We start from the raw sequence: 17,697 nt of genomic DNA on the forward strand, positions 1-17,697 counted from the left end.
GGGCCTGCAGATGCAGGCCCGTTTTTGTTTATCTGCCGCGTCGGAAGAAATACCGGCTCAACAGCGCCAGCCCGCAAGCCCCCACGCCCGCAAACAGCATCGCCCAACCGGCGCCATGGCGTAGCGCCGCCTGGGCATCCGGACGCGCCAGGCCCATTGATGTCAGCCCCTCCAGCTTGCCCGCTGCAATGTTCTGACTGATGGCGGGCCAATCCAGTGCGGTGGTGGCCGGCAACACTTCGGCCAGTTGATGGCTGATCCCCAGCAAGAGCACCAGGCCCATCAGCGCGATATTGACCGCCAGGGTGATCAGCCGCGCACTGAGGTCGATCCCCGAGGCCATGCCCGCACGATCCGCCGACACCGAACCGGTGGTGGTGTTGGTGGTCGGTGAGTTGGTCAGCGCCAAGCCCACGCCGGCCATCGCGCAACTGAACAGCACCAGCACGATGCTTGGATGCGCGGCGCCATTGGCGGCGGCCATGGCCATAAAGCCCGTGCCCATCACGCCCAGACCCAAAGGGATGATGCGTTCGGCGCCGTAGCGCAGGGCCAGGCGTTCGGCCAGCGGCGGCACCAGCAAGGTGGGCAGGGTATAGGCGAGCAGGGCGCCGCCGGTGGTCAGGGTGTCGTAGCCCAGACCCGCCTGGAAATACAACGGCAGGTAGATCATGAACGGCCAGAAGCTGAAGTTCATGCCGATCGACCCCATCAACGCGCCGTTGAAGCGTTGGAGGCGAAACACCGAGAAGTCGAACATCGGATGGGCGCTGCGCCGCTCAATGAAGATGAACAGCAGCAGCGCGGCCAGCGACAAGCCAGCCCAACCCAGCATGGCCGGTGCGCCAAAGCCGTTCTCGGTGCCTTGGGTGATGAAGTAAACCAGCGCAAACACCGACAGCGTCAAGGTGAGCATGCCCGCGATGTCGAGGCGATTGCCGGCCGGATCGCGCGACTCCTGCACGCTGACATGCAGCAGCACCAATGTCAGCAACGTGAGCGGCACATGCACGAGAAACACCCAGCGCCAGTCCGCCACCGCCAGGATCAACGCCCCAACCATCGGCCCGAAGCCCAGGCCCAGGCCCGCGATCACGCCCCACACTGCGAATGCCCGCGCCCGCGCCGCCGGCTCACGGAACTGGTGCGACAGAATCGCGAACTGGCAGATCATCATCGCCCCGGCGCCCACGCCCTGGACGAAACGCGCCCCGATCAGCAGGGACGCGTCTTCGGCCAGCCCACAGGCCAGCGAGGCCAAGCCAAACAGCCACAGGCACAGCACCAGCATGCGTCGTCGGCCAAAGCGGTCGGCCAACGTACCGGCAGCCATCAGCACGCTGGTGCAGGCCAGGGTGTAGGCGTTCATGATCCATTGAGCATCCTGGAAACCGGTGCCCAGCTGCTGTTCCAGCGTGGGCAGGATCACCGGCACGCTGGAGATTTCCAGGCCGAACATCAGCGCCACGAGGCACACGGCGGTGAGGGCGAGCGCGTTTCTGGCGGTGCTTGATGCGCTGATAGTCGATACAGCGACGGCGGGAGGCATGGGGTCTTCCTTTCGAGAGGGGGAGCGTGCCATTCTCGCGGGAAGCGGATTCTTTATTCGTGACAAGTTTTCATTCAATCAGGGAATTGCAGGCGACAATTACAGCATGGCCACCCCACGTTTTGATGGCGTTGAACTCTTTCTGCAGATCGTCGAGAGCGGCAACCTGACCGAAGCCGCCGAACGGCTGAACCTCACCCGTTCGGCCGTGGGCAAAGGCTTGGCGCGACTCGAGGCACGCCTGGGCACGTGCCTGTTGCAGCGCTCCACCCGCCGCCAGCGGTTGACCGAGGACGGGCAGGCCTATTACGAGCATTGCCTGCGCGCGCTGGCCGAGCTGGAAGCGGCCGAATCGGTGCTGGAAAGCGGTCGGCAGCAGCCTCGCGGGCGCTTGAGGGCGAGCTTGCCGCTGGCTTTCGGGCATCACTACGCGGCGCCGGCGTTGTGGGGCCTGCTGGATCGGTTTGCGCAGTTGGAGATTGATATTTCGTTTTCTGACCGGCTGATCGACGTGGCCCAGGAAGGCTTCGACCTGGCGGTGCGCATCGGCGCGTTACCCGACACCGACCGCCTGAGCGCGCGGCGCCTGGGCGAGCAGGCCATCGGCCTGGCGGCAGCCCCGGCGTATTTGCAGCGTGTCGGGCGAATCGAGCGTCTTGAGGATTTGGCCGGACACCGCGGCATTGCCTACCGCTGCACTGCGCCGCGCCTGGAGTGGCAGCTCAACGATGCCCAGGGCCGCCCGCACCGTGTGCAGGTCGCGTCGCCGCTGATGATGGACGACCTCCAGGCCGTGGCCGATGCCGCCATCGCCGGCGTGGGCCTGGCCTGGTTGCCGAGTTGGCTGATTGCGCACTATGTGCTGCGCGGGCAACTGGAAGCGGTACTGCCGAGCTACCGCGAGCAGCCCGCGCCGATCCATGTGATCTGGCCCACGGCGGCGCACATGCCGGCCAAGACGCGCTGCGCCATCGACGCCTTGGTCGCGGGCACCCCGAGTTGCCTGGCGGGCAGTTAGGTTTTGCCTTCAGGCAGGTGATTCATCCGTTCTCTTTTGCTTATGAGAATATTTATCATTAATATTGCGCTCTGATGAACCTGGCGCTTCCTGCATGAAAAGCAAAACCTCGCTTCCCGCCGCTTACCGCCTCGCTGTCACGTCACGCGCATTGGCCGCTGTGCTCGGTGGCTATCTGATGGCGTCCCTGACCGCCATCTGCCTGGCGCTGTGGCTGCCCACGTCCCGCGCCGATGCGGTGATCACCGGGATGATGAGTTCGTTTGTGTTCTACCTGTTGGCGGTGCTGTGGTGCTTTGCCTGCCGCACGGCTTGGCGTGCGTGGTGTGGCGTGATGTTGCCGAGCGCGTTGTTCGCGACCCTGGCGGGTGTGGGTGTATGGATGGCACGCACATGAAAGAAGGTTTTCGCCAGGCGATGGCCTGGTTGCACACCTGGGCCGGACTGATCTTTGGCTGGCTGCTGTTTGCGATTTTTCTGACGGGCACCTTGTCGTATTTCAAAGATGAAATCAGCCATTGGACCCAGCCCGAAGTGCAGGCCCACCCGTTGGACGATGGGCGCAGCCTTGCGGTGGCCCAAGCCTACTTGCAACAGCAGGCGCCCAACGCTGCACGCTGGTTTATCACCTTGCCGGACAGCCGCGACCCTGGCCTGTCGGTGATGTGGCAAGACAAGGTCGACCCCGGCAAACGCGGCGACTTCATCCAGAAAGTCCTCGACCCGGTCAGCGGCCAAGCCGTGCAGGTCCGTGAAAGCAAGGGCGGCGAGTTCTTCTATCGCTTCCACTTCCAGTTGCAAATGCCGCATCCCTGGGGCCGCTGGTTATCCACCCTTGCCGCGATGGTGATGTTTGTCGCATTGATCACCGGCATCATCACCCACAAAAAAATCTTCAAGGACTTCTTCACCTTCCGCCCTCGCAAGGGTCAGCGCTCCTGGCTCGACGGGCATAACGCAGTGGGCGTGCTGGTGCTGCCGTTTCATTTGATGATCACCTACAGCAGCCTGGTGATCTTCATGAGCTTGGTCATGCCGGCCCCCATCGTGGCCTCTTACGGCAACGACAGCCGGGCCTTCTTCAACGATGTGTTTCCCTCCACCGACAACGCGCCAGCGCTCGGCCAGCCCGGCACCTTGTTGCCGTTGCTGCCGATGTACGAGCAGGCGCGGGCGCAGTGGGCGGGTGGGCATGTGGGGCGGCTGGCGGTGAATAACCCAAGTGACGTGAACGCCTCGGTCAATGTGTTCCGCGCCGGCGGCGACCGCGTGGTGCATGATTTCGGCAGCACCGTGTCGTTCAACGGCAGCACCGGCGAACTGCTGCGGGTCAGCGCCGAGCAATCGCTGCCGGCGGCGATCGGCGGCAGTTTTTATGGCCTGCACATGGGCCATTTCGCCGGTCCGGTGTTGCGCTGGCTGTACTTTATCTGCGGGCTGGCGGGCACGGCGATGATTGGCACCGGGCTGGTGATCTGGCTCGGCAAGCGCCAGCTCAAGCACGCCAAAACCGGGGGTATGCCGTTTGAGCTGCGTCTGGTGCAAGTGCTGAATATCGCCAGCATGTCCGGGTTGTTGCTCGCCATTGCGGCGTTCTTCTGGGCCAACCGTTTGCTGCCGGTGAGCGTTGCCGAGCGTTCCGACTGGGAAGTGCAGGTCTTCTTTATCGTCTGGGGCCTGAGCCTGTTGCACGCCGTGCTGCGTCGAGGGCGCCAGGCCTGGGTCGAGCAACTGAGCGTTGGCGCACTGTTGTTTAGCGCGATCCCTCTGCTCAACGCGCTGACCACCTCGAACCACCTGGGCGTGTCGCTGGCGACGGGCGACTGGGCCATGGCCGGCTTCGACCTGACGTGCCTGGGCAGCGGTGTGTTTCTCGCCTGGGCCGCCTGGAAAATGCACCGTCGCACGGCGCCCCAACCCAAGGTCGAAAGGGCACGCCCGCTCAATCTCAAATCGGAGGCGCACTGAATGTTGCTTGCATGGTTGATGTGCTACGCCGGGTTTACCGCACTGTGCCTGTCCACCGACCGTCACCATGGCGAATTGCTGCGCAGCAAGCCGTCGCCGCGTCGTCGCTTGGGGTTGCGCGTGGCTGGCGGGTGGCTGCTGACGCTATCGATCTGGCCGGCGGTGGCCGCCACGGGCTTGGCCCAGGGGCTGGTGGAGTGGTGCGCGGTGTTGATGCTCAGCGCGCTGCTGCTGGTGCTGCTGTTGCCGTATCGGCCGAGGTTGGCCTTGAGCTTGGCGGGCGTTGGCCTGCTGGCCAGCCCCGTCGCGGCCTTCGCCACCCTGTGAGCCGCGCATGATGATCAGTACGCCACCGGAACCCCAGGACAGCCAGCCCGCTGACGCGGCGGGTGGGCGTGCGCATTTCCTGCAGGTGTTTTTGTCCCAGCGCTCGCAAATGGAAGCGCTGGTCAGCCGGCGCGTGGGCTGTCGCGCCACGGCGGCCGACCTGGTGCAGGACTTGTTCCTGCGCTTCTGGCGGCGGCCGCTGGTGCAGGTCGAAGAACTCAGCACGTACCTGCTGCGCTGCGCCGGCAATATCGCCATCGACCACCTGCGCAGCGAAAGCGCGCGGGTGCGCAGCAACGAAGGCTGGTTGCCCGAGCAGCAGGACAATCAGGGCTCCGAGCCCCAGGCTGCGCTGGAGGCCGGCAACGACCTGCGTCACGTCGAAGCCGCCTTGCGCAGCTTGCCCGAGCGTACCCGCCAGATCTTCCTGCTCAACCGCATCCACGGCCGCAAGTACGCGCAAATCGCCAAGGCCATGGGGCTGTCCCAAAGTGCCGTGGAAAAACATATGATGCGTGCCCTCGAAGCCTGCAAAGCCAGCCTTCGTGAGCCATCGCCTCCACGCTCGCCAGGGAAAGCACCGTGAACGTCACCCCGACGCCCGACCAGCAACAGGCCGCACTGGCTTGGCTGAGCCTGTTGCATGACCAGCCCAGCAGCGGCGACCAGGCCACCTTCAGCCGTTGGCTGCAGGCCGACCCGGCGCATGTCCAGGCCTATTCCCAGGCCCAATTGCTCTGGGAGTTAAGCGAAGTACCGGCGCGCAAACTGGCGGATGAAGACGCGCTGGCCTTGCAGGGCTACCTGAATGCGATGCACACCTCGAAACGCTCGCGGGTCATGCGCGGGGCCGGCGCGCTGGCGATGGCCGCGTGCCTGCTGGTGATGCTGTCGATGGGCGCCGGCTGGCAACCGTCGCGTTGGGTCGAGGACTTCGGCGCGGATTACGTCACGGCGCCGGGCGAGGTGAAAACCGTGACCCTGGCCGATCAATCCCACGTCACCCTGGATGCCGACAGCGCCATTGCTGTGGATTTCAGCCAGGGTGAGCGGCATGTCCAACTGCGTCGCGGTGCGGGCTTTTTCAGCGTGACTCACACCGGCGCGGCATTTGTGGTGGAAGCGGGCAGCGGTGAAACGCGGGTGCTGGGCACGCAGTTCGAAGTGCGCCTGCAACCGGCGGGCGCGCAGGTGACGGTGTTGTCGGGGCGGGTCGGCGTCACACCGGCCAAGCAGGGGCAGCAGCAAATTCTTACGGCGGGTCAGCAAGTGGCCTACGCCGATGGCGTCGCCGAACCCTGGCACGCGGTCAACAGCGAAGCACGCCTGGCCTGGCGCGACGGCTGGCTCAACTACTACAAGGCGCCGCTGGCCGAGGTGATCGAGGATTTGCGCCGTTACTACCCTGGGCGCATCCTGCTGCTCAACGACGAACTGGGCGCCCGGCGTGTCAGTGGCAGCTTCCCGAGTAACGATCCGCACGCCGTACTGAATGCGTTGCAGGCGGTGCTGGGGTTCGAGCAGCACACGGTGTTGGGACGGATGATTGTGGTGCGCTGATTACTTCAGCGCCGCCATGATCGCTTCGGGGCTGTAATCGCGAATCAACGTGCCATTCACGTCCACAAACGGAATCCCACCACCGCCCAATGCCTCATAGGCCTTGCGCGCTGTGGCGTCTTTGTCGATATCGAACGCCTGGTATGGAATACCTTTCTGGTCGAGGAAGCGGCGGATCTGTTTGCAGTAGCCACACCACTCGGTCGAATAGAGCACCACGCGCGCCGAGGCCCGCGTCTGCTCGGCGACCACCTGGGACGGGTTGAACAGCCGTTCGACCTTGCCCCAGTTCTGGATCACTACCACCACCAGCAACACCAGCAGGACTTTTTTAAAGACCCCGCCGAGCATCAGTTTCGGCGCTTGAGCTGGTCGGTCAGTTGGGTCGGCAGGCCCTTGATGATCAGGGTGCCGGCGGCTTCGTCGTACTCGATCTTGTCGCCCAGAAGGTGTGCTTCAAAACTGATCGACAGCCCCTCGGCGCGCCCGGTGAAGCGGCGAAACTGGTTGAGGGTGCGTTTGTCGGCCGGGATCTCCGGCGACAGGCCGTAGTCTTTGTTACGGATATGGTCGTAGAACGCCTTAGGCCGATCTTCATCGATCAAACCCGACAATTCTTCCAGGCCCATCGGCTCGCCGAGCTTGGCCTGGCTGCTGGCGTAGTCCACCAGGGTCTTGGTTTTTTCGCGGGCAGTTTCGTCGGGCAGGTCCTCGCTTTCAACGAAGTCGCTGAACGCCTTGAGCAGGGTGCGGGTTTCGCCTGGGCCGTCGACGCCTTCCTGGCAACCGATGAAATCGCGGAAGTATTCCGAGACTTTCTTGCCATTCTTGCCTTTGATAAACGAGATGTACTGCTTGGACTGCTTGTTGTTCTGCCACTCGGACACGTTGATCCGCGCCGCCAGGTGCAATTGGCCCAGGTCGAGGTGGCGCGATGGGGTCACGTCCAGTTCGTCGGTGACCGCCACGCCTTCGCTGTGGTGCAGCAGGGCGATGGCCAGGTAGTCGGTCATGCCTTGCTGGTAGTGGGCAAACAGCACGTGGCCGCCGGTGGACAGGTTGGACTCTTCCATCAGCTTCTGCAGGTGTTCGACGGCGGTGCGGCTGAACGTGGTGAAATCCTGGCCACCCTCGAAATATTCCTTCAACCAGCCGCTGAACGGGTGCGCGCCCGACTCGGCATGGAAGAAACCCCAGGCCTTGCCTTGTTTGGCGTTGTAGCTCTCGTTGAGGTCGGCAAGCATGTTCTCGATCGCGGCCGACTCGGCAAGCTCGGAGCCGCGGGCGTGGAGAACTGCGGGTGTGCCGTCGGGTTTTTTGTCGATCAGGTGGACGATGCAATGACGGATCGGCATAGGCTTCTCGGCTGGTTGATAGGGGAGCGGTTGGCCTCCCCGAAAAGTCGCCCAGTGTACCGCACCCGTTGGCCAAGACGTGCTTTGAAGGTGTTTTGGAAGGCCTCCGACGGGCCATATGCCTTTTTTTCACGGTTTAGAGCGATAAAGCTGACCAAATGGGTAGGTAGAAGCGGATATTTCCCCGTCTCTGTGCTAGTTTTGCCCGGTCTTACGCCCAAGACTCGGCGTTAAGCGTGCATTCAGCACTTGTCAGGTCGAACCAATCCCCGTTTCAAGCATCTATAACCCCGATCTCCGTGGTTATAGCCGGGGATGCCAGGCCTTGACGGTCGGGCTCGACGGCTGACACTGCACTCTGCAATCCATATGAATTTGATAGGGAAGGAACACCACAATGGCTATTACTAAAGACCAACTGATCGCTGACCTGGCTGAAGCAGTAGACGCACCGAAAACCACCGTGCGCGCTCTGCTGGACCAGCTGGCTCAAATTGTTGCTGATCAGCTGGAAAACGGCGGCGAAATCACTCTGCCAGGCGTTGGCAAACTGAAAGTGACCGAGCGCCCTGCCCGTACTGGCCGTAACCCTTCGACTGGCGCTGCCATCGAAATCGCTGCCAAGAAAGTTATCAAGCTGGTTGTGGCCAAAGGCCTGACCGACGCTGTTAACAAGTAAGACGCAGCAAAAAAAACCGTGCGCCGGAGCGATCCGGGCACGGTTTTTTGTTGCCCGGGATTTGGGCTCAGTCTTTACGTGCCCAGCGTTGGCGCCACACCTGCTGCTCGGAGGGGGTCTGGAAGGTCCAGGCGACAAACCGGCTCTGCTTCTGCCCTTGGGACATTTCCACCACCTGGCTCTCCAGTACACCGGCCTTTTTCAGCGCAGTCTGGATCGCCAGCAGGTTCGAGGCTTTCGACACCAGGGTGCTGAACCACAGCACCTTGTGGGCAAAGTGCGCGCTCTCGGCGATCAATTGCGTTACGAAGCGCGCTTCACCGCCTTCACACCACAGTTCGGCCGATTGGCCGCCGAAGTTCAGCACCGGCAACTTGCGTTTCGGATCGGCCTTGCCCAAGGCGCGCCATTTGCGTTCGCTGCCCTTGGTGGCTTCGTCCATGGACGCGTGGAACGGCGGGTTGCACATGGTCAGGTCAAAGCGCTCGCCGGGTTCCAGCAGGCCCAGCAGAATGTGCTTGGGATTGCTCTGCTGACGCAGTTGGATCGCCTTGTTCAGGCCGTTGGACTGCACGATGGCCTTGGCGGCGGCGACTGCGGTGGGGTCGACTTCCGAACCGAGGAAGTGCCAGCGGTATTCGCTGTAGCCGATCAGCGGGTAGACGCAGTTGGCGCCCATGCCGATGTCCAGCACCTTGACCGGCGCGCCACGGGGGATTTCGCCGTCATTGACGCTGGCCAGCAGGTCGGCGAGGAAGTGTACATAGTCGGCACGCCCCGGCACCGGCGGGCACAGGTAATCCGCCGGGATGTCCCAATGCTGCACGCCATAGAAGGACTTCAACAGCGCCCGGTTGAACACGCGCACGGCGTCCGGGCTGGCGAAGTCGATGCTTTCCTTGCCGTAAGGGTTGATGATCACGAATTGCGCCAGTTCCGGCGTGGTCTTGATCAGCGCCGGGAAGTCGTAACGGCCCTGGTGGCGGTTGCGTGGGTGCAGGCTGGCCTCTTTACGCGGCACGACGGGTTTGGCCGTGGCGGCGGTTTTAGGCTTCTTGCGCGAAGGTTTCGGTGTGCTGGGGGCGGTCATGATGATTCTGGTGTTGGCTCAAAGTGGTGGGCATTGTCACACATCCTGAGGTCAACTCGATCAAATGTGGGAAGGGGCTTGCCCCCGATAGCGGTGTGGCAGTCAAAAGAGTTGAGACTGATACGCCGCTATCGGGGGCAAGCCCCCTCCCACATTGATCGGGTTTGCAAAGTAAAAAAAAGAGACCCGAAGGTCTCTTTTTTTTACACGGCTAGCCCTTACAGGCTGGAAATCCGCGCATGTTGCTCCGCCAGCTTGCCCAGGGCCTGTTCAGCCTCGGCCAGTTTGGCGCGTTCCTTGTCGATCACTTCAGCCGGTGCCTTGTCGACGAATGCCGCGTTGGACAGCTTGCCGCCGACCCGCTGCACTTCGCCTTGCAGGCGCAGGATTTCCTTGTCGAGACGGGCCAGTTCCGCGTCCTTGTCGATCAGGCCGGCCATCGGCACCAGCACTTCCATGTCGCCGACCAGCGCGGTCGCCGACAGTGGCGCTTCGGCGCCAGCCGCCAACACGGTGATCGACTCCAGTTTGGCCAGCTTCTTGAGCAGCGCATCGTTCTCGGTGAGGCGACGCTGGTCCTCGGCGCTGGCGTTCTTCACGAATACCGCCAGTGGCTTGCCCGGGCCGATGTTCATCTCGGCGCGGATGTTGCGCGTGCCGAGCATCAGGCTCTTGAGCCATTCGATATCGCTTTCGGCAGCCTCATCGATGCGGGTTTCGTTGGCCACCGGCCAAGGTTGCAGCATGATGGTCTTGCCTTGGACACCGGCCAGCGGCGCGAGGCGCTGCCAGATTTCTTCGGTGATGAACGGCATGAATGGGTGCGCCAGGCGCAGCGCCACTTCAAGCACGCGCACCAGGGTGCGACGGGTGCCGCGCTGGCGTTCGACTGGCGCGTTTTCGTCCCACAGCACTGGCTTGGACAGTTCCAGGTACCAGTCGCAATACTGGTTCCAGATGAACTCGTACAAGACCTGCGCGGCCAGGTCGAAACGGAACTGATCGAGTTGGCGGGTCACTTCGGCTTCGGTGCGCTGCAACTGCGAGATGATCCAGCGGTCGGCCAGGGTCAGCTCGACGGCTTCGCCGTTCTGCCCGCAGTCTTCGCCTTTATCCAGCACGTAGCGCGCCGCGTTCCAGATCTTGTTGCAGAAGTTGCGATAGCCTTCGACGCGGCCCATGTCGAACTTGATGTCGCGACCGGTGGACGCCAGCGAGCAGAAGGTGAAGCGCAGGGCGTCGGTGCCGTAGCTGGCGATGCCGTCGGCGAACTCGTCGCGGGTCTGCTTCTCGATCTTTTTCGCCAGTTTCGGCTGCATCAGGCCTGAGGTGCGTTTCTGCACCAGGGTTTCCAGGTCGATACCGTCGATGATGTCCAGCGGGTCCAGAACGTTGCCCTTGGACTTGGACATCTTCTGGCCCTGGCCATCGCGCACCAGGCCATGGACGTACACGGTCTTGAACGGCACCTGCGGCGTGCCATCTTCGTTTTTCACCAAGTGCATGGTCATCATGATCATCCGGGCGACCCAGAAGAAAATGATGTCGAAGCCGGTGACCAGCACGTCGGTGGAGTGGAATTTCTTCAGGAATTCGGTCTGCTGCGGCCAGCCCAGGGTCGAGAAGGTCCACAAGCCCGCGCTGAACCAGGTGTCCAGTACGTCGTTGTCCTGTTGCAAGGCTACGTCCGGGCCGAGGTTGTGCTTGGCGCGCACTTCGGCTTCGTCGCGGCCGACATAGACTTTGCCCGACTCGTCGTACCAGGCCGGAATGCGGTGGCCCCACCACAACTGACGGCTGATGCACCAGTCCTGGATGTCGCGCATCCACGAGAAGTACATGTTTTCGTATTGCTTGGGCACGAACTGGATACGGCCATCTTCCACGGCTGCAATCGCCGGCTCGGCCAGCGGTTTGGTGGACACGTACCACTGGTCGGTCAGCCAAGGCTCGATGATAGTGCCGGAGCGGTCGCCCTTCGGCACTTTCAGGTTGTGGTCGTCGACGCTGACCAGCAGGCCGGCGGCGTCGAAGGCGGCAACGATCTGCTTGCGCGCTTCGAAACGGTCGAGGCCGGCGTATTCGGCCGGGATCTTGCCGTCGATGCTCTCGTTCAGCGTGCCGTCCAGGTTGAACACCTGGCAGGCCGGCAGTACGGCGGCATTCTTGTCGAAGATGTTCAGCAGCGGCAGGTTGTGGCGCTTGCCGACTTCGTAGTCGTTGAAGTCGTGGGCCGGGGTGATTTTCACGCAGCCGGTGCCGAATTCAGGGTCGCAATAGTCGTCGGCGATGATCGGGATGCGCCGGCCAACCAGCGGCAGCTCGACGAACTTGCCGATCAGGGCCTGGTAGCGCTCATCGTTCGGGTTAACGGCCACGGCGGCATCGCCGAGCATGGTTTCCGGACGGGTAGTGGCGACGATCAGGTAGTCGTGGCCTTCAGCGGTCTTGGCGCCATCGGCCAGCGGGTACTTGAGGTTCCACAGGAAGCCTTTCTCGTCGTGGTTTTCCACTTCGAGGTCGGAAATTGCCGTGTGCAACTTGGTGTCCCAGTTGACCAGGCGCTTGCCGCGGTAGATCAGGCCGTCTTCATGCAGGCGCACGAAGGCTTCTTTCACGGCTTCCGACAGACCGTCGTCCATGGTGAAGCGCTCGCGGCTCCAGTCGACGGACGAGCCCAGGCGACGGATCTGACGGCTGATGTTGCCGCCGGACTGATCCTTCCATTCCCAGACTTTTTCCAGGAATTTCTCGCGGCCCAGGTCGTGACGGCTCTGGCCGGTGGCTTCGAGTTGGCGTTCCACCAGCATCTGCGTGGCGATACCGGCGTGGTCGGTGCCCGGTTGCCACAAGGTGTTGCGGCCCTGCATGCGACGGAAACGGATCAACGCATCCATGATCGCATTGTTGAAGCCATGGCCCATGTGCAGGCTGCCAGTGACGTTCGGTGGCGGAATCATGATGGTGTAGGAATCGCCCGCGCCTTGCGGAGCGAAATAATTCTCGGACTCCCAGGTCTGGTACCAGGAAGTTTCAATAGCGTGCGGCTGGTAGGTCTTATCCATGCGCGGCGGGACCCTAGTTGGCATTAATTCAGGAAAGCCGACAAGTATAACGGGGGATAGGGGCGAGGGGTAGGAGCGAGCTTGCTCGCGAAAACCTGAAGGGCCGCGCGTTCATTCAGGATGTCCGCGCCATCATTGACGTTTTTCGCGAGCAAGCTCGCTCCTACAGGGGCGCTAATTCTGATATTGGCTGAGCAACCGCTCCATCCGCGCATCCATCCGGCGCTTGATCTCGGTTTCGATATGCGGGGCGAAGTCGTCGATCACGTCCTGCATGATCAATTGCGCGGCGGCGCGCAGTTCGTTGTCCAGGTGCAGCAGCAAGGCATCCGGGGTCTTTTCGGCAGGCGCTGCAGCGGGCGCCGCTTCGACAACCGGGGTGGCCGGGGCAGGTGGCGGTTCGAGCGGCTCAACCGGCTTGGCGCCGACCATGTCGAACAGCAGGGGAATCTGCACGTCGCCATTGACGGTTTCCGTCAGCAGCGGCGGTTGGAGGTTGTCATCACCCAGTAACTGACGGATCGACTCCAGGTCGTCCAACAGGTGGTCGTCTTTTTTTATCGTATTCGGGGTGTCCATCATGCACTCAAAGTCGTTGTAGCCGGTGATCCTGCAAAGGATAGCCCTGTTCGCGATAGAAACGGAAACTCTCCCGCGCGGCCTGACGAATAGCCGGATCTTCCACCACCACTTCGGCCACACGGGCGAACGCCTTGGCAAAGGCCGGGACTTTCAGGTCGAGGTTGACCAGCAGGTCATGGTGATCGCCGCAGCTGTCGCCCACACCCAGGACCACCTGGCCTTCGGGTTCAGCTTCTGCGGGGCCGTGGGGTACGAAACTTTCGCCCTTGAAGCGCCACAGGCGGGCGTCGAGCTCGTCGCGCTGAGCGGCATCGCTGCAATGCAGGTAGATGCGGTGGCCCATGCGCCAGGCTTTTTCGGTGAGTTTGCAGGCAAAGTCCAGGCGCGCGAGCGGGTCGGCGCTGGGCAATATATAGAAGTCGACTTGGGTCATTGCGGTTCCTGGAGCCCGAGGCGGCTGTAGCGCCGCCCCGGGGTCACGGTTTTCAGGCCTTGGCGCGATCCAGCAGGTACTGGGTCAGCAGTGGCACCGGACGGCCGGTGGCACCCTTGTCCTTGCCGCCGCTGGTCCAGGCGGTGCCGGCGATGTCCAGGTGTGCCCAGTTGAAGTTCTTGGCGAAGCGCGACAGGAAGCAGGCCGCGGTGATGGTGCCGGCTTTCGGGCCGCCGATGTTGGCGATGTCGGCGAACGGGCTGTCCAGTTGTTCCTGGTACTCATCGAACAGCGGCAGTTGCCAGGCGCGGTCGTCGGCGGCCTTGCCGGCGCTGAGCAGTTGCTCGATCAGTTCGTCGTTGTTGCCCAGCAGGCCCGAGGTGTGGGAGCCGAGGGCGACGATGCAGGCGCCGGTCAGGGTGGCGATGTCGATCACTGCCTGTGGCTTGAAGCGTTCGGCGTAGGTCAGGGCATCGCACAGCACCAGGCGGCCTTCGGCGTCGGTGTTGAGGATCTCGACGGTCTGGCCACTGAGGGTGGTGACGATATCGCCCGGACGGGCCGCGCCGCCGCTCGGCATGTTTTCGGCGCAGGCCAGGATGCACACCAGGTTGATCGGCAGCTTGAGCTCCAGCACCGCACGCAGGGTGCCGAACACGCTGGCGGCGCCGCCCATGTCGTACTTCATCTCATCCATGCCGGCACCCGGCTTGAGGCTGATGCCGCCGGTGTCGAAGGTGATGCCTTTACCGACCAGGGCGTAAGGCTTCTCGGCCTTCTTGCCGCCGTTGTATTGCATCACGATCAGGCGTGGCGGCTGATCGCTGCCCTGGCCGACCGCGTAGAACGAGCCCATGCCCAGTTCCTTGATCTTCTTCTCGTCCAGCACTTCGACTTTCAGGCTCTTGAATTCCTTGCCCAGCGCCTTGGCCTGTTCGCCCAGGTAGGTCGGGTGGCAAATGTTCGGCGGCATGTTGCCGAGGTCACGGGTGAACGACATGCCGGCGGCGATAGCCTGGGCGTGGGTCACGGCGCGTTCGACTTCAGCCTGGGCGGCCTTGATGGTCAGCAGGGTGACTTTCTTCAGGGCGCGCGGTTCGGCTTTCTGGCTCTTGAACTCGTCGAAGACGTAGCCGCCGTCGAGCAGGCTTTCGGCCAGCAGGCGGGTCTTGCCGTAGCTGTCGCGGTCTTTGACCACGATTTCATCGAGTGCCAGCGCTGCATCGCTGCCGCCCAGGCCCTTGAGGGTGGTGAGAATGCCGCTGATGATCTTGCGGAACGGGCGGTCGCCGAGTTCGGCGTCCTTGCCCACGCCCACCAGCAACACACGCTCGGCCTTGAGGTTGGGCAGGCTTTGCAGCAGCAGGCTCTGGCCGACTTTGCCGGCCAGGTCGCCGCGCTTGAGGACCGCGCTGATGGCGCCGCCGCTCAGTTCGTCGAGTTGTTTGGCGGCAACGCCGAGCTTGCGGCCTTCGCCGACAGCGACCACGAGGGTGGCGGTTTTCAACGTTTCGGGGCTAACGCTTTTTACAACCAATTCCATGTTCGGGTCCCTTATAAAGGTCTGTGAGCCTGGAGTCTGTGTGCTCCGGCTTTAAAGCCTGGCAGCCGTGTAAACCGCCAGCGACAAAGCCCGCAGTTTGAACCTCGCTGGCGGAGCCTGACAACCCTTGCCGCACGCTTTGTGTACGCGCATGAGTAAGCTCCGTGACAGGCGCGGTCAATCACAGGATAATGCGCCATCTTTTTAGCCGGCCTGTTTAAACGGGCCGACTCGTTATGCTTGCTTGTTTGGCCGCCTTAGCCTGACAACCCTGGAGTGTCTGGTTTGATCGTCTTCCGTTATCTGTCCCGCGAAGTCCTGTTGACCCTGAGTGCCGTGAGCGCGGTATTGCTGGTCATCATCATGAGTGGTCGTTTCGTCAAATACCTGGCTCAGGCTGCTTCCGGTGCTCTGGACCCCGGCTCACTGTTCCTGATCATGGGCTTTCGTCTGCCGGGCTTTTTGCAACTGATCCTGCCGTTGGGCCTGTTCCTCGGGATTCTGCTGGCCTATGGCCGGCTGTACCTTGAAAGCGAAATGACCGTGCTCTCGGCCACCGGCATGAGCCAGCAACGCCTGCTGGGCATGACCATGATCCCGGCCGCCGGCGTGGCGCTGATCGTCGCCTGGCTGAGCCTGAGCCTGGCCCCCCAGGGCGCCATGCAGTTCGAACTGGTGCTGAACAAACAGGACGCCATGACCGAGTTCGACACCCTCGAACCGGGCCGCTTCCAGGCACTCAGTGACGGTACGCGGGTGACCTACACCGAAACCCTCACTGACGACCGCGCCAACCTCGGCGGGGTGTTCATCTCCGAGAAACGCCTGGGGCAGGACAAGAAAGACCGTGGCATCTCCGTCCTGGTCGCCGATTCCGGGCGCCAGGAAGTGCGCCCCGACGGCAGCCGCTACCTGATCCTGGAAAACGGCTATCGCTATGACGGCAGCCCCGGCCAGGCCGATTACCGCGCCATCAAGTACGACACCTATGGCGTGATGCTCGCCCGCCCGGACATCAGCAACGAGGTCACCGACCGCGATGCGATCCCGACCCAGGCGCTGTTGGGCAGCACGGAGTTGCGCTCTATCGCCGAGCTGCAATGGCGTATTTCCCTGCCGTTGCTGGTGTTCATCGTGACCCTGATGGCCGTGCCGCTGTCCCGCGTCAACCCGCGCCAGGGCCGCTTCCTCAAGTTGCTGCCGGCGATCCTGCTGTACATGGCCTACCTGACCATCCTGATCTCCGCCCGTGGCTCCCTGGAAAAGGGCAAGCTGTCACCGACGCTGGGCCTGTGGTGGGTACACGGGATCTTCCTGATGATCGGCCTCGGGCTGCTCTATTGGGAACCTATCCGTCTGAAAATGAAGAGCCGTCTTGGCCAGAAGGAGTTGGCTCGTGGCTAAGCTCGATCGCTACATTGGTAGCAGCGTACTGATCGCCATCCTGGCGGTGTTGGGCATCATTCTCGGGTTGGCGTCGTTGTTCGCCTTTATCGATGAAGTGGGTAACGTCACCGACACGTATACCGTGTGGGACGTGCTGAGCTACGTGGCATTGACCGCGCCGCGTCGTCTCTACGACATGATGCCGATGGCTGCGCTGATCGGCTGCCTGATCGGCCTCGGCAGCCTGGCCAGCAACAGTGAACTGACCATCATGCGCGCCGCCGGTGTTTCCATCGGCCGTATCGTGTGGGCGGTGATGAAGCCCATGTTGCTGCTGATGATGTGCAGCGTGCTGATCGGTGAATACGTCGCACCGCCGGCCGAATCCACCGCCCAGGCCAATCGCGCCCTGGCCCAGGGCTCGGGCGATGCCCAGAGCGCCAGGCATGGCTTGTGGCACCGCCAGGGTGATGAGTTCATCCACATCAACGCCGTGCAGCCGGGCGGCCTGTTGGTGGGGGTCACTCGCTACACGTTCGACAAAGAACGCCACATGTTGTCCTCCAGTTTCGCCAAGCGCGCCCAATACAGCGCCGAGCAATGGCAACTGACCGACGTCACCACCACCTACTTCCGCAATGTCGGCCAGGGCACCAAGGCCAGCACCGAAGTGATCAATGTGCCGACCGAGCAATGGGACATCGCCCTGAAGCCGGAACTGCTCAATACGGTAGTGATGATCCCGGAAAGCCTGCCGATCTCCGGGCTGTGGAGCTATATCCACTACCTCAAGGACCAGGGACTGAGCAACGGTCGCTACTGGCTGGCGTTCTGGGTCAAGGTGCTGCAGCCGGTGGTCACCGCCGCGCTGGTGCTGATGGCGATCTCGTTTATCTTCGGCCCGTTGCGCTCCGTGACCCTCGGTCAGCGGGTCTTTACCGGCGTGCTGGTGGGCTTTGCCTTCCGTATCGCCCAGGATTTGCTTGGCCCGTCGAGCCTGGTGTTCGGTTTCTCGCCGTTGTTTGCGGTGCTGGTGCCGACCGCTATATGCGCCCTGGCCGGGTTCTGGCTGCTGCGCCGCGCCGGGTGATCGTGCGCTTATGAACAAAAAATGCCCCGTTCGAGAGATCGGGGCATTTTTG

At 62.6% G+C, this 17,697-nt stretch carries 17 protein-coding genes; 9 read left to right on the top strand and 8 right to left on the bottom strand.

Features of this window, described 5'->3' with window-relative positions; translation table 11 throughout:
* Positions 1-28: 28 nt before the first annotated feature.
* Complete coding sequence (locus tag U5A08_RS05325) at positions 29-1,549, bottom strand: MFS transporter (protein WP_321850638.1); 1,521 nt, start codon at positions 1,547-1,549, stop codon at positions 29-31.
* Between the two features lie 106 nt (positions 1,550-1,655).
* On the opposite strand from U5A08_RS05325, the gene U5A08_RS05330 reads away from it, so the two are divergent.
* The 6 genes from U5A08_RS05330 (at position 1,656) to U5A08_RS05355 (ending at position 6,422) form a co-directional block, all read left to right on the top strand.
* Positions 1,656-2,567, top strand: coding sequence for a LysR family transcriptional regulator (locus tag U5A08_RS05330; protein WP_253393513.1), 912 nt, complete (start codon positions 1,656-1,658; stop codon positions 2,565-2,567).
* 94 nt (positions 2,568-2,661) lie between these two features.
* Positions 2,662-2,964 (top strand): DUF3649 domain-containing protein, encoded by a 303-nt coding sequence (locus U5A08_RS05335; protein ID WP_321850639.1) that lies wholly within the window; start codon positions 2,662-2,664, stop codon positions 2,962-2,964.
* Entirely contained in the window at positions 2,961-4,535 is a 1,575-nt protein-coding gene (locus U5A08_RS05340) for a PepSY domain-containing protein (protein WP_321850640.1), read from the top strand. The genes U5A08_RS05335 and U5A08_RS05340 overlap by 4 nt, the downstream gene beginning before the upstream one ends.
* The gene (locus U5A08_RS05345) at positions 4,536-4,862 is read left to right on the top strand and encodes a DUF3325 domain-containing protein (RefSeq protein ID WP_321850642.1); all 327 of its coding nucleotides are present in this window, start codon (positions 4,536-4,538) and stop codon (positions 4,860-4,862) included.
* A gap of 7 nt (positions 4,863-4,869) precedes the next feature.
* Positions 4,870-5,448, top strand: coding sequence for an RNA polymerase sigma factor (locus tag U5A08_RS05350; protein WP_253393517.1), 579 nt, complete (start codon positions 4,870-4,872; stop codon positions 5,446-5,448).
* Positions 5,445-6,422, top strand: coding sequence for a FecR family protein (locus U5A08_RS05355; protein ID WP_321850646.1), 978 nt, complete (start codon positions 5,445-5,447; stop codon positions 6,420-6,422). Before U5A08_RS05350 ends, U5A08_RS05355 begins: the two co-directional genes overlap by 4 nt.
* Here the strand turns inward: U5A08_RS05355 and U5A08_RS05360 are convergent, their stop codons facing one another.
* On the bottom strand, positions 6,423-6,773 hold the full coding sequence (locus U5A08_RS05360; protein ID WP_321850647.1) for a glutaredoxin family protein: 351 nt from the start codon (positions 6,771-6,773) through the stop codon (positions 6,423-6,425).
* Positions 6,773-7,777, bottom strand: a complete 1,005-nt coding sequence (gene yejK, locus U5A08_RS05365; protein WP_321850648.1) for a nucleoid-associated protein YejK — start codon at positions 7,775-7,777, stop codon at positions 6,773-6,775. The genes U5A08_RS05360 and yejK overlap by 1 nt, the downstream gene beginning before the upstream one ends.
* 397 nt (positions 7,778-8,174) lie before the next feature.
* On the opposite strand from yejK, the gene U5A08_RS05370 reads away from it, so the two are divergent.
* On the top strand, positions 8,175-8,456 hold the full coding sequence (locus U5A08_RS05370) for an HU family DNA-binding protein (protein ID WP_253393520.1): 282 nt from the start codon (positions 8,175-8,177) through the stop codon (positions 8,454-8,456).
* A gap of 67 nt (positions 8,457-8,523) precedes the next feature.
* Here U5A08_RS05370 and rlmF read toward each other — a convergent pair whose 3' ends face one another.
* From rlmF to U5A08_RS05395, 5 genes are all read right to left on the bottom strand, one after another.
* The gene (gene rlmF, locus U5A08_RS05375) at positions 8,524-9,546 is read right to left on the bottom strand and encodes a 23S rRNA (adenine(1618)-N(6))-methyltransferase RlmF (protein WP_321850649.1); all 1,023 of its coding nucleotides are present in this window, start codon (positions 9,544-9,546) and stop codon (positions 8,524-8,526) included.
* A gap of 218 nt (positions 9,547-9,764) precedes the next feature.
* Positions 9,765-12,611, bottom strand: a complete 2,847-nt coding sequence (locus U5A08_RS05380; RefSeq protein ID WP_321850650.1) for a valine--tRNA ligase — start codon at positions 12,609-12,611, stop codon at positions 9,765-9,767.
* A gap of 174 nt (positions 12,612-12,785) precedes the next feature.
* On the bottom strand, positions 12,786-13,190 hold the full coding sequence (locus U5A08_RS05385; RefSeq protein ID WP_253400346.1) for a DNA polymerase III subunit chi: 405 nt from the start codon (positions 13,188-13,190) through the stop codon (positions 12,786-12,788).
* 7 nt (positions 13,191-13,197) lie between these two features.
* Positions 13,198-13,626 carry a DNA polymerase III subunit chi gene (locus U5A08_RS05390; RefSeq protein ID WP_247403241.1) on the bottom strand — a complete coding sequence of 143 codons (429 nt, stop codon included), beginning with the start codon at positions 13,624-13,626 and terminating at the stop codon, positions 13,198-13,200.
* A gap of 52 nt (positions 13,627-13,678) precedes the next feature.
* Positions 13,679-15,169, bottom strand: coding sequence for a leucyl aminopeptidase (locus tag U5A08_RS05395; protein ID WP_321850652.1), 1,491 nt, complete (start codon positions 15,167-15,169; stop codon positions 13,679-13,681).
* 285 nt (positions 15,170-15,454) lie between these two features.
* On the opposite strand from U5A08_RS05395, the gene lptF reads away from it, so the two are divergent.
* Together lptF and lptG are read left to right on the top strand one after the other, a co-directional pair.
* On the top strand, positions 15,455-16,573 hold the full coding sequence (gene lptF / locus U5A08_RS05400; protein WP_193040447.1) for an LPS export ABC transporter permease LptF: 1,119 nt from the start codon (positions 15,455-15,457) through the stop codon (positions 16,571-16,573).
* Positions 16,566-17,645: an LPS export ABC transporter permease LptG gene (gene lptG / locus U5A08_RS05405; protein ID WP_247403236.1), complete on the top strand. Its 1,080-nt coding sequence runs from the start codon at positions 16,566-16,568 to the stop codon at positions 17,643-17,645. The genes lptF and lptG overlap by 8 nt, the downstream gene beginning before the upstream one ends.
* Positions 17,646-17,697: the final 52 nt, after the last annotated feature.

Origin of the sequence: Pseudomonas paraveronii, from assembly GCF_963681955.1 — a bacterium.
Taxonomy (GTDB): Bacteria; Pseudomonadota; Gammaproteobacteria; order Pseudomonadales; family Pseudomonadaceae; genus Aquipseudomonas; species Aquipseudomonas paraveronii.